23 protein-coding genes are annotated in these 23,286 nt (G+C 43.1%); 6 read left to right on the top strand and 17 right to left on the bottom strand.

Features of this window, described 5'->3' with window-relative positions; genetic code table 11:
- Positions 1–7 precede the first annotated feature (7 nt).
- The 6 genes from MLOOGBEN_RS09540 to MLOOGBEN_RS09515 all read right to left on the bottom strand — a co-directional run bounded on the left by MLOOGBEN_RS09540 (position 8) and on the right by MLOOGBEN_RS09515 (position 7,815).
- On the bottom strand, positions 8–664 hold the full coding sequence (locus tag MLOOGBEN_RS09540) for a TetR/AcrR family transcriptional regulator (protein ID WP_179158024.1): 657 nt from the start codon (positions 662–664) through the stop codon (positions 8–10).
- Positions 665–694: 30 nt separating this feature from the next.
- Positions 695–1,834, bottom strand: coding sequence for an acyl-CoA dehydrogenase (locus MLOOGBEN_RS09535; protein ID WP_179158023.1), 1,140 nt, complete (start codon positions 1,832–1,834; stop codon positions 695–697).
- Positions 1,835–2,074: 240 nt separating this feature from the next.
- Entirely contained in the window at positions 2,075–3,205 is a 1,131-nt protein-coding gene (locus MLOOGBEN_RS09530; protein WP_179158022.1) for an acyl-CoA dehydrogenase, read from the bottom strand.
- Between the two features lie 15 nt (positions 3,206–3,220).
- A complete protein-coding gene (locus MLOOGBEN_RS09525) occupies positions 3,221–4,072 on the bottom strand; it encodes a 3-hydroxybutyryl-CoA dehydrogenase (protein ID WP_179158021.1) in 852 nt (283 codons plus the stop codon).
- A 216-nt stretch (positions 4,073–4,288) separates the two neighbouring features.
- On the bottom strand, positions 4,289–5,476 hold the full coding sequence (locus MLOOGBEN_RS09520; RefSeq protein WP_179158020.1) for an acetyl-CoA C-acetyltransferase: 1,188 nt from the start codon (positions 5,474–5,476) through the stop codon (positions 4,289–4,291).
- 239 nt (positions 5,477–5,715) lie between these two features.
- The gene (locus tag MLOOGBEN_RS09515; RefSeq protein ID WP_179158019.1) at positions 5,716–7,815 is read right to left on the bottom strand and encodes a (Fe-S)-binding protein; all 2,100 of its coding nucleotides are present in this window, start codon (positions 7,813–7,815) and stop codon (positions 5,716–5,718) included.
- 204 nt (positions 7,816–8,019) lie between these two features.
- Here MLOOGBEN_RS09515 and cls point away from each other — a divergent pair, with 204 nt between their 5' ends.
- The 3 genes from cls (at position 8,020) to MLOOGBEN_RS09500 (ending at position 10,385) form a co-directional block, all read left to right on the top strand.
- Positions 8,020–9,219 carry a cardiolipin synthase gene (gene cls, locus MLOOGBEN_RS09510; RefSeq protein ID WP_179158018.1) on the top strand — a complete coding sequence of 400 codons (1,200 nt, stop codon included), beginning with the start codon at positions 8,020–8,022 and terminating at the stop codon, positions 9,217–9,219.
- Between the two features lie 14 nt (positions 9,220–9,233).
- Positions 9,234–10,190, top strand: a complete 957-nt coding sequence (uvsE, locus tag MLOOGBEN_RS09505; protein ID WP_179158017.1) for a UV DNA damage repair endonuclease UvsE — start codon at positions 9,234–9,236, stop codon at positions 10,188–10,190.
- A gap of 66 nt (positions 10,191–10,256) precedes the next feature.
- Complete coding sequence (locus MLOOGBEN_RS09500) at positions 10,257–10,385, top strand: DUF4023 family protein (protein ID WP_081954341.1); 129 nt, start codon at positions 10,257–10,259, stop codon at positions 10,383–10,385.
- 156 nt (positions 10,386–10,541) lie between these two features.
- Here MLOOGBEN_RS09500 and MLOOGBEN_RS09495 read toward each other — a convergent pair whose 3' ends face one another.
- The 5 genes from MLOOGBEN_RS09495 to speE all read right to left on the bottom strand — a co-directional run bounded on the left by MLOOGBEN_RS09495 (position 10,542) and on the right by speE (position 15,162).
- Positions 10,542–10,721 carry an H-type small acid-soluble spore protein gene (locus tag MLOOGBEN_RS09495; protein ID WP_179158016.1) on the bottom strand — a complete coding sequence of 60 codons (180 nt, stop codon included), beginning with the start codon at positions 10,719–10,721 and terminating at the stop codon, positions 10,542–10,544.
- 156 nt (positions 10,722–10,877) lie between these two features.
- Positions 10,878–12,548 carry an arginine--tRNA ligase gene (argS, locus tag MLOOGBEN_RS09490; RefSeq protein ID WP_179158015.1) on the bottom strand — a complete coding sequence of 557 codons (1,671 nt, stop codon included), beginning with the start codon at positions 12,546–12,548 and terminating at the stop codon, positions 10,878–10,880.
- Complete coding sequence (locus MLOOGBEN_RS09485; protein WP_256989020.1) at positions 12,545–12,964, bottom strand: YwiB family protein; 420 nt, start codon at positions 12,962–12,964, stop codon at positions 12,545–12,547. Before MLOOGBEN_RS09485 ends, argS begins: the two co-directional genes overlap by 4 nt.
- Before the next feature lie 153 nt (positions 12,965–13,117).
- Positions 13,118–13,990: an agmatinase gene (gene speB, locus MLOOGBEN_RS09480; protein WP_179158014.1), complete on the bottom strand. Its 873-nt coding sequence runs from the start codon at positions 13,988–13,990 to the stop codon at positions 13,118–13,120.
- 344 nt (positions 13,991–14,334) lie between these two features.
- Entirely contained in the window at positions 14,335–15,162 is an 828-nt protein-coding gene (speE, locus tag MLOOGBEN_RS09475; protein WP_179158013.1) for a spermidine synthase, read from the bottom strand.
- Positions 15,163–15,369: 207 nt separating this feature from the next.
- Here speE and MLOOGBEN_RS09470 point away from each other — a divergent pair, with 207 nt between their 5' ends.
- Positions 15,370–17,439: a transglycosylase domain-containing protein gene (locus MLOOGBEN_RS09470; protein ID WP_179158012.1), complete on the top strand. Its 2,070-nt coding sequence runs from the start codon at positions 15,370–15,372 to the stop codon at positions 17,437–17,439.
- A 125-nt stretch (positions 17,440–17,564) separates the two neighbouring features.
- Here MLOOGBEN_RS09470 and MLOOGBEN_RS09465 read toward each other — a convergent pair whose 3' ends face one another.
- Both MLOOGBEN_RS09465 and MLOOGBEN_RS09460 read right to left on the bottom strand, forming a co-directional pair.
- A complete protein-coding gene (locus MLOOGBEN_RS09465; RefSeq protein ID WP_179158011.1) occupies positions 17,565–18,077 on the bottom strand; it encodes a YwhD family protein in 513 nt (170 codons plus the stop codon).
- 21 nt (positions 18,078–18,098) lie between these two features.
- A complete protein-coding gene (locus MLOOGBEN_RS09460; protein WP_179158183.1) occupies positions 18,099–18,752 on the bottom strand; it encodes a site-2 protease family protein in 654 nt (217 codons plus the stop codon).
- A 143-nt stretch (positions 18,753–18,895) separates the two neighbouring features.
- Here MLOOGBEN_RS09460 and MLOOGBEN_RS09455 point away from each other — a divergent pair, with 143 nt between their 5' ends.
- A complete protein-coding gene (locus MLOOGBEN_RS09455) occupies positions 18,896–19,081 on the top strand; it encodes a 2-hydroxymuconate tautomerase (RefSeq protein ID WP_179158010.1) in 186 nt (61 codons plus the stop codon).
- Between the two features lie 20 nt (positions 19,082–19,101).
- Here MLOOGBEN_RS09455 and MLOOGBEN_RS09450 read toward each other — a convergent pair whose 3' ends face one another.
- The 3 genes from MLOOGBEN_RS09450 to MLOOGBEN_RS09440 form a co-directional block, all read right to left on the bottom strand.
- Complete coding sequence (locus tag MLOOGBEN_RS09450) at positions 19,102–19,611, bottom strand: YwgA family protein (RefSeq protein WP_179158009.1); 510 nt, start codon at positions 19,609–19,611, stop codon at positions 19,102–19,104.
- A gap of 24 nt (positions 19,612–19,635) precedes the next feature.
- A complete protein-coding gene (locus MLOOGBEN_RS09445; protein ID WP_179158008.1) occupies positions 19,636–20,934 on the bottom strand; it encodes an HD domain-containing protein in 1,299 nt (432 codons plus the stop codon).
- A 120-nt stretch (positions 20,935–21,054) separates the two neighbouring features.
- Positions 21,055–21,276: a YuzB family protein gene (locus MLOOGBEN_RS09440; protein ID WP_179158007.1), complete on the bottom strand. Its 222-nt coding sequence runs from the start codon at positions 21,274–21,276 to the stop codon at positions 21,055–21,057.
- A gap of 265 nt (positions 21,277–21,541) precedes the next feature.
- On the opposite strand from MLOOGBEN_RS09440, the gene MLOOGBEN_RS09435 reads away from it, so the two are divergent.
- Positions 21,542–22,285: an RsfA family transcriptional regulator gene (locus MLOOGBEN_RS09435; protein WP_179158006.1), complete on the top strand. Its 744-nt coding sequence runs from the start codon at positions 21,542–21,544 to the stop codon at positions 22,283–22,285.
- Between the two features lie 111 nt (positions 22,286–22,396).
- Here the strand turns inward: MLOOGBEN_RS09435 and lipL are convergent, their stop codons facing one another.
- Positions 22,397–23,218, bottom strand: a complete 822-nt coding sequence (gene lipL / locus MLOOGBEN_RS09430; protein ID WP_179158005.1) for an octanoyl-[GcvH]:protein N-octanoyltransferase — start codon at positions 23,216–23,218, stop codon at positions 22,397–22,399.
- Positions 23,219–23,286 lie beyond the last annotated feature (68 nt).

Raw genomic sequence — 23,286 nt, 5'->3', positions numbered from 1 at the left:
TCCCCCTTTATTTCGTTATCGTCCCTTTTTTCTGGGCCTGACTAAGCCCGTTTATTCCCGAAAATAAATATTCCGTTTGCAATTCAATATATTCTTCTAATGAAAATAATTTTTGTAAAGACCAGCGGCGGAAGCTCCACATTTGTCCCTCGACAATAATCGTGTGCGAAAGAATTCTTATCTGATTTTCTGTTAGGTTCAATTCCCCATTTTCTACACACAGCGTGATGAGTTTTTCAAACATCGCCGCCATCTCATTTTCCTTATTCAACACATATGGGAGGGCATCCTTCGTAAGCGACTTCGCCTCTTGATACATGACCAATACTTCGTCCTGCATTTCATCAATAACGCGAAAATAATCGGCAACTCCATGCCTCAAGCTATTGAGGGTGCCTTGCTTATCTTCAAGATCCTCCTGAAGCCGCTCGCTCACATGGTCATAAATGCTGTCACAAACGAGGTAAAGGACGTCTTCCTTCGTACGAATATATTCGTATAACGTCCCAATGCTAAAGCCTGCAGCCTTCGCAATTTCCCTTGTCGTCGTCCGGTGAAACCCTTTTTCTTTAAAAAGTGAAACGGCCCCTTTGATCATTTGATCCCGTCTTCTTTGTACAAGGCGTTCATCTTTCACTGAAGCTTGCACTTCCCGCTTTTTCATCCCTATTTACCGCCTTTATTCATTAAGTGGTTATTTCGTAATCATTCTAGAGATTACGAGGCGTTGGATTTCCTGTGTTCCTTCGTAGATTTGCGTGATTTTTGCATCGCGCATGTATCGCTCTACTGGGTAATCCTTTGTATAACCATAGCCCCCAAATACCTGAACCGCTTCCGTAGTAACCTTCATCGCCGTGTCGCCAGCGAATAGTTTCGACATCGCCGATTCCTTGCCGTACGGCAGGCCTTTCGACTCGAGCCATGCAGCTTGATAGGTTAATAGTCTTGCTGCTTCAATGTTTGTCGCCATATCCGCGAGCTTAAAGCCGATTCCTTGGTTGGCAGCAATTGGCTTGCCAAACTGCTCGCGTTCTTTTGCATAATCGACCGCAGCGTCAAGTGCACCCTGCGCAATTCCAACAGCCTGTGCCGCAATTCCGTTACGGCCGCCATCGAGTGTCATCATCGCAATTTTAAAGCCTTCGCCCACTTCACCAAGTACGTTGGTGACAGGCACCCGGCATTCTTCAAAAATAATTTCTGTTGTTGGTGACGAACGAATGCCAAGTTTCTTTTCCTTTTTACCAACTGAGAAGCCTGGGAAGTCGCTTTCAACGATGAAGGCAGTCGTTCCTCTTTGTTTGCTAGACGGATCTGTTAACGCGAAAACCACATAAATATCAGCGATCCCGCCATTGGTGATGAAAATTTTTGAACCATTTAGGACATAGTGGTCACCTTCAAGTCTAGCGGTAGTTCTCATCCCGCCAGCGTCCGAACCGCTTCCTGGCTCCGTTAAGCCGTAAGCACCGATTTTTTTACCTTCCGCCATTGGACGAAGGAATTGCTGCTTTTGCTCCTCAGAACCGAATTTGTAGATCGGCCAGCCCGCTAGTGAAGTGTGCGCGGATAAAGTAACCCCGGTTGACGCGCAAACTCTTGATAGCTCCTCCACCGCAATACAATACGCAAGGTAATCGCTTCCAATTCCGCCGTACTCCTCCGGCCACGGAATTCCCGTTAAACCTAGCTCCGCCATCTTGTCAAAAATCTCACGATCAAAGCGCTCCTCCTCGTCACGCTCAGCCGCTGTTGGAGCAACCTCATTTCTAGCAAAATCCCGAACCATTTTCCGAATCATTTCATGTTCTTCAGACAAGCGAAAGTTCATTTTAAACGTCCTCCTCAAGGTAAGTTCTCTTTTTACCGCACCGATATTACGAAAAACCATACAGTTCCTACAAATAACCGTACACCTTCTACAAAAAACCATACTGCTTCTACAAATAACCGTACACCTTCTACAATTAGCCTGGACATCCACATATTTCAGTCCGATATCCACACAAATTGCTCAGATATCTACACATTCCTACGCGATATCTACAAAAATCCGTAACCTATCCACAAATTAAAGATATTTACTAATCACAATCCGTTGAATCTCACTCGTTCCCTCATAAATCTCGGTCACTTTGGCATCGCGGAAATAGCGCTCAACAGGGTAATCTTCTGTATAACCATAGCCGCCAAACACCTGAATGGCTTCTGTTGCCGTCTCCACAGCCGTCTTCGAAGCAAATAACTTTGCAATGGATGCTTCCATGCCACATTTTAGGCCCTGTGCCCGTAAATCTGCTGCCCGATAGAGTAATAGTCTAGCAGCTTCCACATTCGTCGCCATATCCGCTAATTTGAAACCAATTCCCTGCTGCGCAGCAATGGGCTTCCCAAATTGCACGCGCTCTTTCGCATAATTCACTGCAGCCCCTAAGGCCGCTTCCGCAATCCCAAGCGCCTGGGCAGCAATCCCGATTCGTCCGACATCCAGGTTCGCCATCGCAATTTTAAACCCTTCGCCTTCCTCACCCAAAAGGTTTTCAGCCGGTACGATCATGTTTTCAAACGTAAGCTGCACTGTACGAGAGCCATGAAGCCCCATTTTATGTTCATCCTTGCCAATTACGAGGCCTGGTGAATTTTTTTCCACAATAAACGCTGAGATTCCGTTGCTGCCCAATTCAGGATTGGTTGAAGCAAATACAATATAAACATCCGCTTCCCCGCCATTGGTAATAAACATCTTTGAGCCGTTGATGACATAATGGTCATCCTTTTTTACCGCCCGGGATTTCATACTTTTTGCATCCGATCCTGAGCCTGCCTCCGTTAAGCAAAACGCCGCCAAATACTCACCAGATGCCAGTTTTGGCAAAAATCGCTGCTTTTGTTCATCCGAACCGAAATACAAGATTGGGTTTGTTCCAACTGAAGTATGAACAGAAAGTATCACGCCCACTGTCGCGCTTACTCTTGAAATCTCATTGATCGCGATGATGTAAGAGACAAAATCCATCTCAGCACCGCCGTATTTTTCAGGAACCGGAATTCCCATCAGGCCAAGTTCACCCATTTTACGGAGTATCTCCCGAGGAAATTCTCCCTTCTCCATTCGCTCGACAAATGGGGCAATTTCGTTTTCAGCAAAATCGCGCACCATTTTCCGCATCATTTCTTGCTCTTCTGAAAATGTAAGATTCATAGTGTGACCTCCAAATTATTCGTAAGTGTAGAAGCCTCGACCTGATTTTTTGCCAAGCCAGCCAGCTTTCACGTACTTGCGCAGCAGCGGGCATGGACGGTATTTGGTATCCCCAAAGCCTTCATGTAAAGTTTCCATTATATAAAGACAGGTATCGAGTCCGATAAAATCAGCCAGCGTCAACGGACCCATGGGGTGATTCATCCCAAGCTTCATGACATCGTCAATCGCTTCTTTCGTTGCCACACCTTCATACAGTGTATAAATGGCTTCATTGATCATCGGCATCAGAATTCGGTTCGCCACAAATCCAGGGAAGTCATTTACCTCAACCGGAACCTTACTGAGTGTCTTGGTCATATCCTCGATCACCTGATAAACCTCATCTGCTGTTGCCAAACCGCGAATAATCTCCACGAGCTTCATAACCGGTACCGGGTTCATAAAGTGCATCCCGATTACCTGTTCTGGACGTTTCGTGGCAGCCGCAATTTCTGTAATCGGCAATGATGACGTATTGCTCGCCAAAATCGCATGTGCCGGCGCAATTTCATCTAACTGCGCAAAGATTTTTGTTTTGATGTCCATATTTTCAACCGCCGCCTCAATGACGAGGTCGACCGTACGGGCATCCTGAAGGTCAGAAGATGGTGTAATTTTGTTTAACACTTCCTGTTTTTGCTCCTCCGTCATTCGGCCTTTATCCACATGACGAGACAAGTTTTTGCCGATCACACTCAACCCGCGCTCCACAAATTCCGGTTTTAAATCGTTAAGATACACCGTGTAGCCAGCCTGTGCACAAACCTGTGCAATTCCAGAACCCATTTGACCGGCTCCAATAACCATAATTTTTTCAACCTTCATTATTTCCCCTCCAATTGAGGCTTGAAATGCATTCAAGCCCCTTTTTTTATAAAAAATTTCGACTTTTTTATGTTTTGGACTTTTTTTTATGTGTTTTGGACCTTTTTCAATGTGTTTTGGACTATTTTCATGACATTTTGGACCTTTTTCTTGTGGTTATGGACTATTTCCAAACCCTTTTGGACGATTAGACATTATCTGGAAAACGAAAACTCCTTAACCTCTAGGAACCTCAATCATCACCGCATCACCCTGTCCGCCGCCGCTGCAAATCGCTGCAATTCCAATTCCGCCGCCACGACGTTTCAGTTCATGCATTAAGGTGATAATAATCCGTGCACCACTTGCCCCGATTGGATGACCAAGTGCGACCGCACCGCCATTGACATTGAGCTTTTCAGGATCAAGGCCGGCAATTTTTCCACTCGCTAAGGCAACTGCCGCAAAGGCTTCATTGATTTCAAATAAGTCGATATCTTCTACGTTTTTACCGGTCTTTTTCAATAAGTTATTGATGACGACTCCTGGAGTTTGTGGAAAATCCTTTGCTTCAAGGGCAATCGCTGCATGCCCTAAAATAATTGCTTCTGGATTTCTGCCTTCGCGTAAGGCTCTTTCTTCACTCATTAAAACGAGGGCCGCCGCACCGTCATTGATTCCAGGTGCATTCCCTGCTGTAATCGTCCCGTCTGAATTAAAAACAGGTGCTAATTTTGAAAGTCTTGCGATTGAGGTGTCTTTTCGTGGTGATTCATCATGCTCGACGACAACCGGTGCACCTTTACGCTGTGGTACGGTGACAGGCACGATTTCTTCTGCAAAAATTCCGCCTTCGATGGCACTAACCGCCCTTTGGTGACTTCTTAATGCCCACTCATCCTGGGATTCTCGGCTGATTTCCATTTCTTTTGCGGTTGAATTTCCGTAGGTTCCCATATGAACGCCTGTGAAGCTGCAGCTTAAGCCGTCATGAATCATTAAATCCTTCACAGATGAATCGCCCATTTTCAAGCCCCAGCGTGCTTTTGGTAAAATATATGGTGCATTGCTCATCGATTCCATGCCGCCTGCTACAATCAAATCTTCATCGCCCGCACGGATAATTTGATCCCCTAATGTGACACTACGCATACCGGATGCACAAACTTTATTAACGGTTTCTGTTTTCACTTCCCAAGGAAGTCCAGCCTCTCTAGCTGCTTGGCGTGAAGGAATTTGTCCCTGGCCGCCTTGTAAAACGGTACCTAAAATAACCTCTTGTACGTCTTCTGACTTCACTTCAGCACGAGTAATCGCTTCTTTAACCGCAATTCCTCCAAGCTGTCCAGCAGTTAGGCTGCTAAGTGATCCGCCAAATTTTCCAAAGGGTGTTCTAACTCCACTTAAAATAACTGTTCTTCCCATCCAAAACACTCTCCCTTTTTATCACTTTAAATCATTACCGACTGAACGCTCGCTCGATATAGCAGCAAAAAAAATCCCTGCCATCTGAAAGCGTTTTCCCACCCACTATCTATTTTACATAAAAAAAGGCAAAAGTTGAAATGTTTTACACAAAATTCTTAAGATTTTATGAATTCAGGTATCTCATAACAACTTCTGCCTTAACTACGGCTGCGTACTAGCCCCGCGGATCTATTTTTCTATGCTGCTTCCCCGCAAACTGCTTTTTCTAAAAGCTCTGCCACATCATAAGTCGCAATCTTTTCTTCTACTTCTTTTGCCTTGGTTCCGTCTGATAACATCGTTAAGCAGTACGGACATCCGGAACTGATGATGGAAGGATTGACTGCAATGGCTTGCTCGGTTCTTGACACGTTAATGCGGTGTCCGGTTTCTTCCTCCATCCACATCAAGCCGCCGCCTGCCCCACAGCACATTCCTGTTTCTCTGTTTCTTTCCATTTCCACAAGCTGTACACCTGGAATCGATTTTAGAATCTCTCGTGGCGGGTCGTAGACGTCATTGTATCGACCTAAATAACATGAATCATGGAAGGTAATTTTTTCATTAACCGCATGCTTCGGTACAAGCTTTCCGTCACGAACGAGCTCATAAAGAATTTCTGTATGGTGATAAACCTCAGCCTCTAAACCGAAGTCAGGGTATTCATTTTTAAAAATATTATAGGCATGCGGATCAATCGTAACAATCTTCTTAACCTCAGCCTTTTGGAATTCCTCGATATTTTTCGTCGCAAGCTCTTGGAACAAGAACTCATTGCCGAGACGGCGCGGTGTATCGCCAGAGTTTTTCTCTTTGTTACCCAAAATCGCAAACTTCACTCCTGCTTCGTTCATCAGCTTCGCAAAAGAAAGAGCAATTTTTTGGCTGCGGTTATCGTAGGACCCCATTGAACCGACCCAGAATAAATATTCAAACTCTTCGCCTTTTTTATTCATTTCTTTTACCGTTGGGATTTGAACATCCTCGCGAACCTCACGCCATGTTTCACGTTCTTTTCTGTTTAAGCCCCATGGATTTCCCTGTCGTTCGATGTTCGTCATCGCGCGCTGTGCATCTGCATCAAGCTTTCCTTCTGTTAAAACAAGATAACGGCGAAGGTCGATAATTTTATCAACATGCTCGTTCATAACGGGACATTGATCCTCACAGTTTCGGCAGGTTGTACAAGCCCAGATTTCCTCTTCCGTGATTACATCGCCAATCAGACTTGGATTATAAGCCAATGTGGCCGCTGATTCTTGTGCACCTTGGCCGCTTGCTGCAAGTGCAATTTGATTGCCCGTTGTGTTGCCAAACGCGAAGGTCGGCACCCACGGCTGTTTCGAGGTAACGGCTGCACCATGATTTGTTAAGTGGTCACGCATTTTCACAATTAAGTCCATTGGGGACAGCATTTTCCCTGTTCCTGTTGCCGGACACATATTCGTACAGCGTCCACATTCCACGCAGGCATAAAAGTCGATCATTTGGTGCTGCGTAAAGTCCTCAATTTTTCCAACACCGAAGGATTCCTGTGACTCGTCCTCAAAATCGACCTTCTTCAACTTACCTGGTTTTTCTAAACGGTTAAAATATACGTTTGCCGGTCCGGCAATTAAGTGGGCGTGTTTCGATTGCGGCACATACACTAAGAATGTTAATAGGAATAATAAGTGCAGCCACCATGCCACATAAAAAATGACAATTGAAGCGGTTTCACCAATTCCCGAAAAAATAAGCGCAATCAACGAGGCAATTGGCTCCGTCCAAGTGGCTTCATGACCGTGCCATATAATGCCCATACCGTTTCCTACTAGAACGGACAGCATTAAACCGCCGATAAAAATTAACACTAGGCCTGATTTAAAATTGCGTTTCAGGCGGACAAGTTTCTCAACATAACGTCGGTAAAATGCCCAAATGACAGCAACGAGAATCAGCAATGTAACGATTTCTTGGAAAAAGGTAAATCCAGCATAAAGCGGTCCGAGTGGTAAATGAGAACCCGGCACTAATCCCTTCCAAATAAAGTCAATCGCACCAAATTGGACAAGAAGAAAGCCATAAAAGAACATGACGTGCATGATTCCACTTTTTTTGTCCTTTAATAACTTCTTTTGACCAAAAACATTGACCCAAATCTTTTGCATTCGTTCCTTGACATTGTTGTCAAACTCGACCTTTTTCCCCAGCTTAATGAATTCAATCCTCGTTTTCACTACGTAAACGAATAGACTGATCGCGTAAGCGGTTACAGCCAGGAATGCAATGAGGTTTACCCATAAAAGCCCATTCATTCAATACGCCCCCTTGTTTTCTATTGTTCACTCTTACTAGAAAATTTTAAAACAATCCAATTTTCTGAATACTATTAACACCATTATATAATGAATGAGCATTCAGTCAAATGTTTTTCTGAAAATTTATTTGACCTTTTATCAATTCATACTATCGCCCCTGTTTGGCAAACCTAAAATAAATGATTGGAGGAACAATACGGAATGAACTTACCATCCATAGTTATCGCTCTTATACTTCTTATCATTGTATGGCTTTATCTTGATTTAACCTTCGGCAGGAAAAAGCATATCAGCCTTTTTCAAAAGCGAGAAACACCGATTCTGTATGGAAATTTTGATATTTTCCCACATGGAAAAGAGCTTTTTGCAGATTACTTCCATGAATTGAAAATGGCCCGAAGCCATATTCACATCCTGTTTTATATCGTCAGGGATGACCAATTTAGCCAGCAGTTTTTCGAAATTTTAAAAGCAAAAGCAAAAGAAGGCATCGAAGTCAGACTGTTAGTCGACAGGATTGGCAGTCATAAAGTGAAAAAGCCTGCAATAAACGACTTGCGTGCCGCCGGTGTTGAATTCGCCTTTAGCAACCGGATACGGCTTCCGTTTCTTTTTTATTCCTCTCAGGTGCGAAATCACCGCAAAATTTCAATTATTGATGGAAAAATTGGTTATCTTGGCGGCTTTAATGTGGGTAAAGAATATATCGACGAAGATCCAAAACTGAGCCCATGGCGGGACTACCATTTAAAAATCACCGGTGAAAGCATCCCATTCCTGCAGCAAGAGTTTTTTATTGATTGGAACGAATATTCCTCTGAAAATGTGGCAGTAGAGGCTTATACCCCTAAACAGCCAAAGGGAAAGATAGCACACCAATTCGTTCCAACGGAGGCTGGCTTTCTTGAAAAAAAGTATCTCCCTTTTTTACAAAGCGCAAAAAAGTCAATCGTCATTGGCACACCGTACTTTATTCCTAGCAACAAACTCATCAATGAACTCATTACTGCCGCAAAGCGCGGTATTATGATAACCATCGTCGTTCCCTACATCACAGATCATATGCTTGTACAAGAAGCTTCATACCGATATTTACGTTCGATGTTGAAGGCAGGAGCACAAGTTTTTCAGTATAGGAATGGTTTTTACCATGCAAAATCAATCATCATTGACGACCAACTATGTGATATTGGTACCGCTAATTTTGATAAACGAAGCTTATTTTTAAACAAAGAAATTAACTGTTATTTTTATGATGCCGCCTTTGTTGATCGGTTTAAGGAAGTTATTCATAAAGACATATTGGACTCCAAACCATTGAAGTTGGAGGACCTTAATAAGCCAAATTTATTCAGATCCTTGAAGGAAGGCGTTGCAGGTGCTCTGTCCTTCTTTTTATAGTAAGGAGTTATGCGATGAAGATTCGTTTCGGCTATGTTTCGACGGCCATCACTTTGTGGGACGCCTCTCCGTCAAAGACACTTACCTTTACACGCTATCAGCAGCTAACCGATAAAGAACGTAAAAGTAAATTGCTTGAACTTACAGAGCTTAATCTTGCCCATACCCTAAGAATGTTATATTTTAATCTCGCACATGAAATTGAATTGTACCGGCTATCTAGTTCGATTGTTCCATTAGCTACCCATCCGGAGGTATTTTGGGATTTTGTCACACCTTTTAAGAAGCAGTGGAAGGAAATTGGTGCGTTAATCAAAAAGAACAATTTGCGTGTAAGCTTCCATCCGAATCAATACACGTTATTTACCTCTCCACAAGATAAAATTACAAATAACGCCGTCATCGATATGGAATACCATTATCGGATGTTCGAAGCCATGGGTGTTGAGGACAGAGGGATGATGAATATTCATATTGGCGGTGCCTATGGGGATAAGGTTGAAACCATAGTTCGGTTCCATGAAAATTTAAAGCGGCTTCCGAGCCATATTAAAAAGGCGATGACCTTGGAGAACGATGACAAAACCTATAATGCGGAGGAAACGCTGATTGCTTGTGAAAAAGAGACCATTCCCTTTGTCTTTGATTATCATCATCATATGGCAAACCTTTGCGAGCCGCCATTGGAGGAGTTGCTGCCAAGGATTTTCCAAACCTGGGGCCATGTCGGCCATTTACCGAAAATCCATATTTCCTCACCAAAGGCTGAAAAGGAATTCCGTTCACATGCCGATTACGTTGACCTAGAGTTTATCATGCCCCTATTAAAAATGCTGAAAGAAATCGGACAAGATGTGGATTTCATGATTGAGGCAAAAGCAAAGGACCAGGCAGCCTTGAAATTAGTCGAGGATATTAGCAAGGTGCGGGGATTTAAACGCATCAGCGGGGCAACCATTGAGGTGAAATAACTCCCAGCATTTTTACAAGGAGAAATGGTTAAAGTAACAACAGATTCACACAAGGAGGGATTGTTAATGGAAAGCACTAGCCAATTCGTGCAAAAATTAGCCGAAAACCAAAAGAAGCAGGAAAAAAATAAAAAGCATGGCAATAATGACCCTGAAAGCAAATTACCAAATCATCAGCACTCACAAGGTGTATAAAAAGAAAGAGTCTCCTTAGCGGAGACTCTTTCTTGTCTAGCTCCAGTGCCTAGCCCCTCGAGGTCGCTTCGTCCCTGCAGATGAAGTCAAAGAGCACGACTTCACCCACAGGCCCTCCAGCGCTTGTCGGGGCTGATCGAGGCACTTCCGCTTTTCTTACTCTTCAATAAGATTCAAGACTGGAACTTCCCGTTCATTCTCCGGATCAGACTTCGCATAAATCCTCGCCATCTTCGTATTATCATCCACATGCTGAATAATCACAGGCGTCCCCTCATACGTAACAGTAACCATCTCCAAAGACTCAGAAATTTCCTTCGCTCTTCCCACATTCATCAGAGCCACTCCCATCTACTCATCTCAAAATCACCTTACTAACATTTCCAAAAAACGGATAAATATGCAGTGATGTATAAATGGTGCCTGTCACCAAGGTGACACCGTTTAACCGCTATAAAAAAACAGCCCCCTAAAAGGGAGCCGAACTAGAACTTACATTTTTTCGGGAGCGGAGACACCAATCAAGGCAAGGGCATTTTTCAATGTGATTTGGACGGTTTTGATTAACGCGAGGCGCGCCTTAGTGCGCTCTGGCTGCTCGCTGTCGAGTACTTTTTCTGCATTGTAGAAGCTGTGGAACGTTGAAGCCAGTTCCATAATATAGTTCGTAACGCGGTGAGGCACGCGCTTCACTGCTGCCTCTCCAACCGCTTGCGGGAACTCGCCAAGCTTCTTCAACAGCTCAATCTCTTTTTCCGCACCAATTAATGAGAAATCAGCATTCTTATCAACTGCAATCCCTTGCTCCTCGCCAGAGCGAAGAATACTGCAAATCCTCGCGTGTGCATATTGAGCATAATAAACAGGATTTTCATTTGATTCTGATACCGCTAAATCCAAGTCAAAATCCATATGGGTATCTGAACTTCTCATCGCAAAGAAGTAGCGCGTGGCATCGAGGCCGACCTCATCGACCAAATCGCGCATCGTCACCGCTTTACCGGTACGTTTACTCATCTTCATCTTCTCACCGTTTTTATACAGGTGGACAAGCTGGATGATTTCGACCTCGAGGGCGTCCGCACCATAGCCAAGTGACTGAATCGCCGCCTTCATCCGCGGGATATAACCGTGGTGATCCGCACCCCAAATATTGATGAGTTTTTCAAAGCCGCGGTCAAGCTTGTCTTTATGGTAAGCAATATCCGGCGTCAAGTACGTATACGAACCATCCTGCTTAATCAGCACGCGGTCCTTATCATCTCCGAAATCAGTCGAGCGCAGCCAAGTCGCACCCTCTTCCTCATAAATATAGCCGCTCTTCGTAAGCGCCTTTAAACCCTCATCGATTTTTCCATTTTTATAAAGGGACGTTTCAGAGTACCAAACATCAAACGAAACACGGAAATCCTCAAGATCTTTTTGCAATTTCGCCATTTCGTATTTCAAGCCGTACTCACGGAAAAATTCAAAACGCTCCTGCTCGTCCACATTCACATACTTATCGCCAAACTCTTCTGCCAGCGTCTTCCCAATCCCGATGATATCCGCACCATGGTAGCCATCCTCCGGCATTGCTTTATCCATGCCTAACGCTTGGAAATAACGCGCCTCAACGGAAAGTGCAAGATTATTAATTTGATTACCAGCGTCATTAATATAGTACTCACGGGAAACATCATAGCCCGCTTTCGCTAGTATATTGCAAAGCGAATCACCGACTGCCGCACCGCGTGCATGTCCAAGGTGCAAATCACCCGTTGGATTCGCAGAAACAAACTCGACTTGAACCTTCTGCTTACCGCCAACCGTCGTTTCACCGTACTTTTCCCCAGCATCCAAAACCGTCGGAATTAGATCGGTTAAGTATGCATTATTCATATAAAAATTAATGAACCCTGGACCCGCCATTTCCATTTTTTCAATCGAAGCTTTGGAGCGATCAAAATTTTCGATAAGTGCTTCCGCAATCATTCGCGGCGCTTTCTTCGCCACGCGCGCAAGCTGCATCGCCATATTTGTGGAGTAATCGCCGTGCGCCTTTTCCTTTGGCACCTCTAGAATCACATCTGGAATCTGCTCTTCCGTTGCCAGGTTTGCCTTGACAACCGCAGCCCGAATTTCCTCTTTTAATCTACTCTGAACCTGTTCTACAATGTTCATTCCTTCTCCTCCTGAAACGCAATTTCTAACTGATATGTACTTGCCGGACTACCCTCCATTGAAAAATCATAAAGAACATCAAAGTGGCCTTTGCCATTTTCATAGGAATAGTCTAATCTTTTTGCCTTTGTCACGGTTGCAAACTGTCCAAACGGCATTTCATAGCTGCCATTCAGCTTTCGATTTAATTCAAATGGAAGACGCATTTTAATCGCACCGCCGCGTAAAATCAAGGCGTTCTTCGCGGCCATCTTTACAATCGTCCGAACACTTCCCTCTTCCATCGCTTCCTCATATCGAAGATAAGAAGCATTTCCTTTTTCAAAGTATGTACCAAATACCATCAATTCAAAAGTCTCTTGCTGGTCAATTGTCGTCTTGACACTAATTTTCACAGGTAATTCAGGGATTGACAACGAAATGCACACCCTTTTTAAAAATGAACCCTATGCAGGTCCTTGGAATTTTTCTTGTTTGCCGACTAGGGCACGCTTTCTATTATAACCATTGTATAAACACAATTCAAAACATGCCTGCCCCGCGATTGGGACAGGCACGTTAGCAAGTTTTTATTTCACCCAGCCAAGAAGCATTTCACGAATCAATTTGCTGGCAGTGTTCGCTGTTTGTTCAGATGGATCGTAGATTGGGGCAACCTCAACAAGATCACAGCCAACAACGTTCACACCAGAACGGCCGATTTCATGAATAGAAGCAAGAAGCTCTTTAGAAGTAATTCCGCCGCAATCAACTGTCCCAGTACCAGGCGCATGAGCAGGGTCTAAAACATCGATATCAATCGTGACATAAACCGGACGTCCGTCAAGCTCTGGAAGCACCTCTTTTAACGGCTGATGCACTTCGAATTTAGAAATATGCATGCCGTTTTCTTTTGCCCATTGGAATTCTTCCTTCATCCCGGAGCGGATACCAAAGGAATAGACATTCTTCGGTCCTATATGTTCAGCAATTTTGCGAATCGGAGTGGAGTGGGAAAGTGGTTCACCCTCATAGTTCTCCCGAAGATCCGTATGAGCATCCATATGAATGATCGCTAAATCAGGATATTTCTTATAGACCGCCTTCATCACCGGCCATGACACCAGGTGCTCGCCGCCCATGCCAAAAGGAAACTTACCAGCATCCAAAACTTGATCCACGAATTCCTCAATCAAGTCCAAGCTCTTTTGGGCATTTCCAAATGGAAGCGGGATATCACCAGCGTCGAAGTATTTAACCTCCTCCAACTCGCGGTCCAAATAGGCACTGTACTCCTCTAGTCCAATCGATACCTCACGGATTCGAGATGGCCCAAAGCGTGAGCCCGGACGATAACTAACCGTCCAGTCCATCGGCATTCCGTAAAGCACAACCTGACTCTCCTCAAAATTCGGATGACTCTTTATAAACACATTACCAGAATAAGCCTCATCAAAACGCATCTATCAAACCTCACTTCGTATGTAATAAAACAGATTAAGTGCAGCAGTGACCGTAAAGTCGTTTTGGACTCCATTTCAGTCACTCCAGGCACCCTGCATTGACCCTAATCCCTTTTTCAAACCTGTTTCGGTCACTCCAGACACCCTGCATTGACCGTAATTCCTTTTTCAAACCCGTTTCAGTCACTCCAGACACCCTGCTTTAACCGAAAACCCTTTTTTAAAGCATTTTCGGTCACTAACTGTCCGCCTGAGGGTTGGAAGTGTCCGCCCCCGGTGGACAGTGTCCACGAGCGGTGCCTGTCACCTTTGGTGACAGGCACCGCTGCAGCAGCATCGACACATTACTTTACTAAATCGCCAACAAACTTGGGCAGTACGAATGCTGCTTTGTGTAGTTCTTTTGTATAGTACTTTGTTTCGATTTCGTGGAAGCGGTCTTCGCTTACTTCCAGCGGGTCGTGCTTTTTGGATCCGATGGTGAATGCCCATAGCCCGCTTGGATAGGTTGGGATGTTCGCTACATATAAACGGGTAATTGGGAAGATTTCCCTAACGTCACGTTGTACGCTGCGAATAAGATCTGCCTTGAACCATGGATTATCAGACTGTGCTACGAAGATACCATCTTCTTTTAATGCCTTAGAAATTCCCGCGTAGAAGCCTTTTGTAAATAGATTCACTGCCGGTCCTACTGGCTCGGTAGAGTCAACCATAATCACGTCATATTCATTTTCGCTATTTGCGATGTGCATGAATCCGTCGTCTACTTGAACGTCAACGCGGTGATCGTCAAGCATGCCAGCGATTTCTGGTAAAAACTTTTTAGAGTACTCAATTACTTTTCCATCAATATCAACAAGCGTTGCTTTTTTCACACTTGGGTGCTTCAATACTTCACGGATAACGCCGCCATCACCGCCGCCGACAACTAACACGTTCTCTGGGTTTGGGTGTGTAAACAATGGTACATGTGCCACCATTTCGTGGTAAACAAACTCGTCCTTAACAGAGGTCATCACCATGTCATCTAGTAGAAGCATGTTGCCCCACTCTTCTGTTTCTACCATATCAAGCTTTTGAAATTCCGTTTGTTCCGTATGTAAAGTTTTATTTATCTTCATGGTGATGCCGAAGTTTTCAGTTTGCTTTTCTGTAAACCAAATTGCCATGTTTCATCTTCCTTCCAGATTCTTTTTTATTCAAGCCACATACTACGAAATCATTCCATTTTTATAGTACCCAAACTATTGAATTACAAACATAAAGAAAAGTCTAGCATAATCTATCAAAATTTCTAGAAAAATTTTTCTTTTTACTAGTTTAAAAATACTTTTTTGTTTCAATACTGTTAAGAAAAGGCGAAGGAGGGTATTCTTGTGGAGTTGATGACGAATCATGGATTTCGAAAAACGATAAAATACTTGCGTGCCTTTATTATCATTAGTTTGATAGGCTTGGCATGCATGCTGATTGTTTTCCTTGGAATTCTTGGTTATGCCAAAATTCTCGGGGCGCCGCCGCTTGTGGTTCCACAATCCACATTATTCTTTGCCAATGATGGAACGCTGATTGGTGAAAGCAACAGCGGTCAAAAGCGATACTGGGTTCCTCTTAAAGAAATCTCGCCCGATTTGATTAACGCGACGGTCTCCATTGAAGATAAAAATTTTTATGAACATAATGGCTTTGACTATAAACGAATTTTAGGTGCCATTCTTGCTGATATCAAAGCCGGCGCAAAGGTCCAGGGTGCCAGCACAATCACCCAGCAATACGCACGGAATCTATTCCTTGAGCATGACAAGACGTGGTCACGGAAATTGCATGAAGCATTTTATGCGATTCGGATTGAAATGAATTATTCAAAAGAAGAAATCTTAGAAGGCTATTTAAACACTATTTATTATGGCAACGGTGCATATGGTGTCCAAGCGGCCAGCCAATTTTATTATGGGAAAAATGCTTCTGAGTTATCCCTGGCTGAAAGCTCCATGTTAGCAGGTGTTCCAAAAGGACCCAGCCACTATTCACCACTGGATTCCTTGGAAAACGCTGAAAAACGCCAAGGTATTATCCTAAACTCGATGGTAGAAAATGGTTATATAAAAAAGGAAACGGCTCTAAAGACAAAGGAAGCTCCACTTACATTTGTGGGCGAACATCCACATAAAACGGTCGAGGCTGCACCATACTTTCAAGACGCTGTTAAAAATGCACTAAAAAATCAACTTAAACTAGATGACCGAACCATCGCTCTTGGCGGTTTAAAAGTCTACACCACACTCGATTTAAAGCAGCAGCAGGCTGCGGAAAAACAAATTCAAGAAACGATCGCGAGTGAATCAGAAATTCAGGTTGGTTTCGTCGCCATGGATCCGAAAAACGGTCATATCCGAGCAATGGTTGGCGGACGGAATTATGAAGAGAGTCCGTTTAATCGTGCTGTTCAAGCCATTAGACAACCAGGTTCCACCATTAAGCCTATTTTGTATTATGCGGCACTAAGTCAAGGATTTACTCCATCCTCAACGATGAGAAGTGAGAAAACTACCTTTAAATTTGATGATGGCAGAACGGAATATTCACCACATAACTTTAATAACAAGTATGCAGACGGAGAAATAACCCTTGCACAAGCCCTGGCTGTCTCAGATAATATTTACGCAGTCAAAACGCACTTATTTATGGGTGTTGACACCTTAATCGATACAGTTAAAAAGTTTGGAATCTCTACAAAGATGGACAATGTTCCGTCCCTGGCTCTAGGTACTTCCGGCGTTCGGGTCATTGACATGGCGAATGCCTACAGTCAATTTGCAAATGGCGGAAAAAAGGTAGAACCTACATTGATTACAAAGGTAGAAGATTATAATGGAAAGGTTATTTTTGAAAGAGAGCACGAGGCCGAAAAGGTGTTAGACCCGGCGAAAGCCTATGTTATGACACAAATGATGACAGGAATGTTCGATAAGAAGCTCAACGGCTATGCCAAGGTTACAGGGAATTCCCTTATTGACGACATCACACGTCCTTATGCAGGTAAATCGGGTTCAACCGAGACTGACAGCTGGATGATTGGTTTTACACCACAGCTGGTGACAGCCGTTTGGGCTGGTCATGATGTGGGGAAACCAATTACCCTTACGGCAGAAAAGAGCTATGCGAAAAACATTTGGGCAAGCTTCATGGAGAAATCCTTAAAAGATAAGCCTGTCAAGGCATTTACCCCTCCGAAAGAGGGTGTCATTGGCGTTTATGTCAATCCTGTGAACGGCAAGCTTGCCTCAAAGGATTGCCCAGTCCGCCGCTTTACTTATTTTGTAGCAGGCACTGAGCCAACAGAATACTGTACCGATCATTTAGAGCATAAAGAAGATAAACCTGCGGAAAAGATTCAGGATACAAAGGACCCTTGGTATAAGAGAATCTTTAAATGGGGTAATTGAAATTAAATTAGAAAAGCTCCGGAGAATGTCTCCAGAGCTTTTCTGTGTCCTAGTGTTATCGTGCTTAAACACTGCCTTAATTTTACTACTTATTTTTTGAAAATGCTATTGTAAAAAATTAAATTTTATTCAACAGCTAAGCCTTTTTTCAACTCTTCCGCTGAATTGTTCCACATGTCTTGATTATGATTTTGGAGGAAGTCGGATAAGATTTTTTTCGATTTATCGTCCATATGATCGACGATGATATGACGCTTCAACGACTTATCCATCCTGTTAACATGCTCAGGAAGCGACTTGTAACCGCGGCGGATTTCACGGTCCACGGTCATTTCACAGGCAGTAACTCCCGCATAATAAGGACCCTCTTGTTTTCGATCTACCGTCACCCACACCAGCCAGTACGGTTTCCCATTCGGAACCTCTTCCTTCGTCTTAAGGAACTTAATTCCCTTTTCGACTACGCTGCGCGCATGCATCGCCCCGACATCAATGACCGCATCACCGGCATCAACATCGACAATAACTGGAGAAACATTATCAAGGCTCAACGCTCCCTTACCAAAGCCCTTATGTCCATCCGTTGGGTCAGGTTTTATAATATTAAAGCCAAGTGGTTTTTTCTTATTTTCTTCCATTAAAACTCGAGACCTCCTATGTTAAAAAAATAATTGATAAAAGAAATTATCTATTCCCTGCCACAGCCCAGGGAGAATAAATTGGAATATTGGTTGAATTGTGTATTGGTCCAAAGGCGTAATGACTAAAATGATAAAGATTAAAACGCCGTACTGTTCATATTGAGTCATTTTTGCCCTGATATCGTTTGGCGCCAAATCCTCGAGGATTCGATAGCCGTCAAGCGGCGGAAATGGTAATAAGTTAAACACAAACAGAACTAAATTGAGCCAGTTAAAGATGTCGAGAAAATCATAGAAGCCTGCAAAATTTGCAGCCATTCCTGTTCGTGCTAATCCATATCCAGCCAAAAAGCCAATCAATGCCAGGACAAGGTTACTAAGCGGTCCTGCTACAGACACCAGCACACCTGCAAGGCGGGGCTTTTTAAAGAAAAAACGGTTCACCGGCACCGGACGAGCCCAGCCAAATCCAGCTATAAAAATTAAGATCGTACCGAATGGATCCAGGTGCTTCAGCGGATTTAACGTCAACCGGCCCTGCTTTTGCGCTGTATGATCTCCGAATTTATAGGCAACATACGCATGGGCAAATTCATGAAACGTGAACGCAATCATTAACGTAATTGCAACATAGGGAATTTCCTTAAGTGAATAGGCAAGAAATCCTTCCAAATTTTCCATATCGGTTTCCCCATTTCTCCTCTTTTTTCCTTTTAGTATACATGAAACTGGATATAAAATGAAAATGTTTGCTAAACTATCTATGATGCTAAGAAATAGGCTGTGTTAACTGGCCAATAAAGGAGGAATACATAATGCCATATGTTACGGTAAAGATGCTTCCAGGACGTAGTGATGATCAAAAGAGAGCACTTGTTGAAAAAGTGACGGATGCTGTCAGTGAAACCACTGGCGCACCAAAAGAGGCCGTTGTTGTTTTTATTGAAGAGATGCAAAAAGAACATTACGGTGTTGCCGGCGTTCGAGCAAGCGATAAATAATCGAAAAAAGCTAAGCCCCATTAATGGAGTTTAGCTTTTTCTTTTAATGCCTCAATATAAGCATAGGCTTGGTCAATTTCTTCCTCTGTATATCGCTGGCTGCTTTTTAGGGTAAAGACTTTGTCGGTTACTTCTTCTTTTGATAGATTATCAAAATATAAAACAGTTGAAACAAGCTCGAGGAATCTAGCATTCTGCTCGTTCATGTCCCCTAGGCAATCTTGTAGACATGGCATTTCCACTTCGTTTAAGCTCAAAAACTCTTTTCCTGTGTCGGTCAGGGTATAGCGATATTGAAAGTAACCGCCCTTTTTCTCTTTGATTTCATTGAGAAATCCCATATTGCAAAGCTCTTCCACTCGCAATGTTAATTCCTCAGAATATGGGCCATAAAAATGAAACTGAAACCGCTCATGAAACGGAAAACTCACCTTTTTTGCAATATATATCATCTTTTGCAGCTTTTTTCTCCCGATGATTTCTCCGGATACTAAAACAGCCTGCATCAGCTTAGCATGATCTTTTAACAACGCTCGTCAGCTCCTACTCCAAGGTTATATCTCTAATAGGCTACGTATTTGTTTTTTTATCTCTTTTTCCGAGGATTCATCCTCTAAGAAATCAACTGGGTAATATAGCTTATGGTCGGTTCTCCTCTTACCAGAGATGGCGTCCACAATCTCAGACTCTCTGGAAAGCTCCTTTAATTCCCCGTTTTTCATTAATAAATGAATTGGCAGACGTTCCTCTTCTTCACCGGGACGATAAAAGTCATACGGTAAATCCGAGGATGAATCGACAACTAAATAATATTCCGGATCCAATCCGGCCTTTTCAAAAAGACGCGTCAATTCAGTTAGCTTTTTATACTCCTTTGCAGGATCAAACTCGGCAAATTTAAACAAGTTCCGATTGACAAAACGCCGGCAAAGGTCACTTAAAATCACATCATCTTCTTCCTGCCAGATTTGAAAATAATACAAAATAATCGATTCATCTAACTTTAAATAGTCTTCTAACGTTACTTTATCGGTAAAGAAAGAATAAAAGTGAATCGGATCATTTTTAAAAGAATAATTGTTTTCATATAGCTGCTTGGCGCGGTGCAGAATTTTGGTCAAAATAACCTCGGCACTTCGGGAAACAGGATGAAAATAGACCTGCCAATACATCTGATAGCGGCTCATAATATAATCCTCAACCGCATGCATACCGCTCTTCTTAATAACAACCTGGTCTTCCTTTGGTCTCATGACACGAAGAATTCTCTCCATATCAAATTGACCATAGCTTACACCGGTAAAATAAGCGTCCCGCTGCAGATAATCCATCCGATCCGCATCGATTTGACTGGAAATTAAGCTGACAACGAGCTTTTTGGCAGATGTTTTTGCAATCACCTCAGCGACTTGCTGGGGAAAATCAGGACTAACCTTTTTTAAAATAAAATTGACCTCTGTATCTCCTAACACAATCGCTTGTGTAAAATCTTCATGGTCAAAGTCGAATACTTTTTCAAATGAATGGGAAAATGGACCATGCCCCAAATCGTGGAGGAGAGCGGCACATAGAGTAAGAAGACGGTCATCGTCATTCCATTCCGGCCTGCCTGCAAACACATCATCGATGATCCGTCTGACAATTTCATATACTCCGAGAGAATGGTTAAAGCGGCTGTGCTCAGCGCCATGGAAGGTTAAAAAGGTGGTGCCAAGCTGTTTGATACGGCGCAGGCGTTGAAACTCTTTTGTTCCGACCAAATCCCAAATCACGCGGTCACGTACGTGTACGTAGCGATGAACAGGGTCTTTAAACACTTTTTCTTCACTCAGTTTTTCCGCCGAATATCGCATTGCTTTCCCTCTTCCTCTAAACTTTCTTCTATTATATCCCAATTCCCAACAATTTTCTGCAGGATTTTTCGACAATAACATGAAATGAAAAATCACCTAGGAACGCGTAGTCGTAGGTGATTATTTTAGCTTTTTATTTACTTTCTCCATTAATTCCTCTTCGGTTAGGGCAGCAACCGGACGGTTATTGACAAAGGCAAATGTTTTCTTCCGGCCAGGTCCACAATAAGATTGGCAGCCAATTTTCACTTCAGCTTCAGGATCCAATTCTTTCAAACGAGGGATTAATGTCTTTAGATTCACGGCCTGACAGTCATCACAAACGCGGAATTCATTTGACATTACTTCCACCCTTTCTTTTGGGCTATCTATTATTGCTATTTTATCCAATATATTTACGGTTTAACTCCTTAGGTATTTTACAATTTCTTTCTATCCATTGCAAGTTGCTTTTCGTTTGAAATCCTTCCAACTCTTTTAGTTAAAAAAACTATTATCCTTGCAGACATTTTGGTATAAAGCTTACAAAACTTGTCCAAGATAAGACTAGAACTTTTAAAAACTCGTCTCCGAGTTCATTGAAATTATATTTAGGGAGTTGAAAAGAATGAAAGTACGGCAAGATGCCTGGACAGATGAAGATGATTTATTGTTAGCTGAAACCGTCCTTCGCCATGTACGTGAAGGAAGTACCCAGCTGAATGCTTTTGAAGAGGTTGGCGACAAGCTAAATCGTACATCTGCAGCCTGTGGATTCAGATGGAATGCAGTTGTGCGCCATCGCTATGAAAAAGCATTGCAATTAGCAAAAAAACAGCGTAAACAAAGACAAAGAGTGTTAGGGAAAGACCAAGGAGGTAAGAAAAAGTTACTTTATAATCCTCCAGTACCGGCTGCAGATGACTTTGAAACACTTTCTGCACCAATCGAAGTACAAATGGAAGCATCTTATGAAATGCCAGATTTAACAACAGAGGTTGCAGCTGAAACATACGTTAAGCCTGCAGCGCCCGTTTACAGACCAACAGCACAAACGGCGTCAGGATTATCACTTGATAGCGTCATTGATTACTTGCAAAACTTTAATCATGCGAATCTGCAAAATGAAGCATTAAAAAGTGAGAATGAAAGATTAAAGCGCGAAATCGCAGAGTTACGTAAGCAGAATGAAGAAATGTCTGCAAAAATTGAGGGTCTCGAGCAAAATACCGAAACCATCCAGGAAGATTACGAGACACTCATGAAAATCATGAACCGCGCTCGTAAGCTTGTATTATTTGAAGAAGAAGAAAGACCTGCGACAAAATTCAAAATGGACCGTAACGGGAACTTAGAAAAGGTCGCTGAGTAAAATGAAAAGCTAAAAGTGTCTGCCTATCGGCGCTTGCGCTAAACAAAGCTATTGGGAGAAGAACAATATCCTCTTAAAAAGGGCCGTAAATCCACTTTTGGATTACGGCTTTTATATTTTTTCATTTCGCTCAATAATCCTTTGATAGTAGCCGGGGAGGAGGTCCAATTCAAGCTCATTTAATACTCCTGAGTAAAGATGGTCACTGTTCTTTTTTAACTGGTTCAATAGACGCAGCATCACATCTGATATGGTAAACGGCGTTTCCAAAAGCTCAGAGAGAGAAGCCATCACTTCCGGTACAATTTCCGGAAAGGTGAACTTTGTTTGCTGTTCATTTTTAGCAATCTCATAAAATTGTTTAATGAACTGTGCCCGCTTACTGCCGCTGCCATTGACACATAAATAGATTTGAACCGCGACCCCTTTTTTGAGGCGGCGCTGGGAAATACCAGCGAACTTTTTCCCATCAATACTCAGATCATAGCTTCCCGGGCAATAAGAGCCGACGATTTCCCTTGCCTCAATACTCTTATTATATTCCGCGAACATATCCTGAATAAGCTGCCACATCGTATCGTACCCGCGGTTTATATCGATCCCTTTTTCTTTTTCAGGCAGAATCAATGAGATATTCAAAACACCTTCATCTAGCACCACCGCTAACCCGCCTGAGTTCCGGACAATAGACTGATAGCCCTGTGCCTCAAGAAATTGTCTACCTTCATTTAAGAATGGCAGTTTGGTATCTTGTATCCCGAGGACGATGGTATTGTGATGGACCCAGGTTCTAGCCGTCGCAGGAGCCTGTCCAGAACCGACAGAGGCACATAACGTATCATCTGTACCAAAGGACTGTAATGCTTGAAAATGACGGCCAGCTGTCGACTGATCGATAATCCGCCATTCTGGTTGACGCAGTAAACCTTCCATATTGTTTTTCTCCTCAAAATGAATAGTAAGCTTATTTTAGCAAAAAGATTCCCACTAAAACAGCTGTT

The organism is Bacillus sp. EB106-08-02-XG196, assembly GCF_013396335.1.
Lineage (GTDB): Bacteria > Bacillota > Bacilli > Bacillales > Cytobacillaceae > Neobacillus.
Note: the sequence above shows the minus strand (reverse complement) of the source record. Positions and strands in the feature narration are given on the sequence as shown.

What these genes read in the sequence shown, in the direction of transcription:
- MLOOGBEN_RS09495 (WP_179158016.1), bottom strand. Translation starts at nt 10,721, where the DNA reads ATGAATGTGGGAAGAGCGAAGGAAATTTCTGAGTCTTTGGAGATGGTT.
- MLOOGBEN_RS09500 (WP_081954341.1), top strand. Translation starts at nt 10,257, where the DNA reads ATGGAAAGCACTAGCCAATTCGTGCAAAAATTAGCCGAAAACCAAAAG.
- MLOOGBEN_RS09540 (WP_179158024.1), bottom strand. Translation starts at nt 664, where the DNA reads ATGAAAAAGCGGGAAGTGCAAGCTTCAGTGAAAGATGAACGCCTTGTA.
- MLOOGBEN_RS09455 (WP_179158010.1), top strand. Translation starts at nt 18,896, where the DNA reads ATGCCATATGTTACGGTAAAGATGCTTCCAGGACGTAGTGATGATCAA.
- MLOOGBEN_RS09435 (WP_179158006.1), top strand. Translation starts at nt 21,542, where the DNA reads ATGAAAGTACGGCAAGATGCCTGGACAGATGAAGATGATTTATTGTTA.
- speB (WP_179158014.1), bottom strand. Translation starts at nt 13,990, where the DNA reads ATGCGTTTTGATGAGGCTTATTCTGGTAATGTGTTTATAAAGAGTCAT.
- speE (WP_179158013.1), bottom strand. Translation starts at nt 15,162, where the DNA reads ATGGCAATTTGGTTTACAGAAAAGCAAACTGAAAACTTCGGCATCACC.
- argS (WP_179158015.1), bottom strand. Translation starts at nt 12,548, where the DNA reads ATGAACATTGTAGAACAGGTTCAGAGTAGATTAAAAGAGGAAATTCGG.
- uvsE (WP_179158017.1), top strand. Translation starts at nt 9,234, where the DNA reads ATGAAGATTCGTTTCGGCTATGTTTCGACGGCCATCACTTTGTGGGAC.
- MLOOGBEN_RS09445 (WP_179158008.1), bottom strand. Translation starts at nt 20,934, where the DNA reads ATGCGATATTCGGCGGAAAAACTGAGTGAAGAAAAAGTGTTTAAAGAC.
- MLOOGBEN_RS09515 (WP_179158019.1), bottom strand. Translation starts at nt 7,815, where the DNA reads ATGAATGGGCTTTTATGGGTAAACCTCATTGCATTCCTGGCTGTAACC.
- MLOOGBEN_RS09465 (WP_179158011.1), bottom strand. Translation starts at nt 18,077, where the DNA reads ATGGAAGAAAATAAGAAAAAACCACTTGGCTTTAATATTATAAAACCT.
- cls (WP_179158018.1), top strand. Translation starts at nt 8,020, where the DNA reads ATGAACTTACCATCCATAGTTATCGCTCTTATACTTCTTATCATTGTA.
- MLOOGBEN_RS09525 (WP_179158021.1), bottom strand. Translation starts at nt 4,072, where the DNA reads ATGAAGGTTGAAAAAATTATGGTTATTGGAGCCGGTCAAATGGGTTCT.
- lipL (WP_179158005.1), bottom strand. Translation starts at nt 23,218, where the DNA reads ATGGAAGGTTTACTGCGTCAACCAGAATGGCGGATTATCGATCAGTCG.
- MLOOGBEN_RS09520 (WP_179158020.1), bottom strand. Translation starts at nt 5,476, where the DNA reads ATGGGAAGAACAGTTATTTTAAGTGGAGTTAGAACACCCTTTGGAAAA.
- MLOOGBEN_RS09440 (WP_179158007.1), bottom strand. Translation starts at nt 21,276, where the DNA reads ATGTCAAATGAATTCCGCGTTTGTGATGACTGTCAGGCCGTGAATCTA.
- MLOOGBEN_RS09530 (WP_179158022.1), bottom strand. Translation starts at nt 3,205, where the DNA reads ATGAATCTTACATTTTCAGAAGAGCAAGAAATGATGCGGAAAATGGTG.
- MLOOGBEN_RS09535 (WP_179158023.1), bottom strand. Translation starts at nt 1,834, where the DNA reads ATGAACTTTCGCTTGTCTGAAGAACATGAAATGATTCGGAAAATGGTT.